The sequence below is a fragment of the Mycobacterium sp. 852002-53434_SCH5985345 genome (genome assembly GCF_001667155.1).
In the GTDB taxonomy this organism is placed as follows: domain Bacteria; phylum Actinomycetota; class Actinomycetes; order Mycobacteriales; family Mycobacteriaceae; genus Mycobacterium.
The window spans coordinates 1-644 of sequence record NZ_LZIE01000078.1; the positions used below are offsets into that span (position 1 = coordinate 1).

Consider the following 644-nt stretch of genomic DNA (forward strand, 5'->3'; position numbering starts at 1 on the left):
CCAGCGGTTCCCGCGTCGAGGTGGCTGGAGGCGAAGGCGACGCCCTTGTCGATCATGGCGCCGTCGTCGGCGTAGGTGTTGTGGGCGGCGAAGTTCATGCCGTCGGAGCAGACCGGGTCTTCGGTGGCGCAGACCTTGACGGTCTTGTCCTGGTAGGCCGGGCCGATGACGACGGGGGGTTCGCCGAGGAAGTTCATGGCGCGCACGTTGGGCATGCCGAAGAGCACGACCGAGGAGACGTGGCTGGCCACCGAGGGGTCCAGGGGTTTGGGCACGGTGTTGGGGTCGACGCCGTCGGGGACCGAGGGTGAGGTGACAAAGCCCATCACGGCCGCGCCCTGGGAGTAGCCGCCGAGCACCATTCTGGTGTTGGGGCAGTCGTGGGCCATCGAATTGATATGGCCCGCGGCGTCTCTGATGCCGTCGACGCCGGTGTCCCATTGGTCGCTGGCGGGGTAGTTGACCGGGTAGACGTCGAAGGACTTGGCGCCGACGCGTGAGTGCAGGGCGTCGACGAAGGCCTGTCCGGTGGGGCCGACGCCGGGGGCTTCACCGGTGCCGCGGGCAAACACCACCTGCACGTCCGGACACTGGGCGGCGGCGGAGGGGATGACCGAACCGGCGAGCGCCGACGCGCCGAGGCC

1 protein-coding gene is annotated in these 644 nt (G+C 69.4%); it reads right to left on the reverse strand.

Annotation, left to right across the window (positions count from 1 at the left end; genetic code table 11):
* Positions 1–644 (reverse strand): cutinase family protein (locus A5756_RS20450; protein WP_232005371.1); only part of this gene is annotated, 644 nt, incomplete at both ends.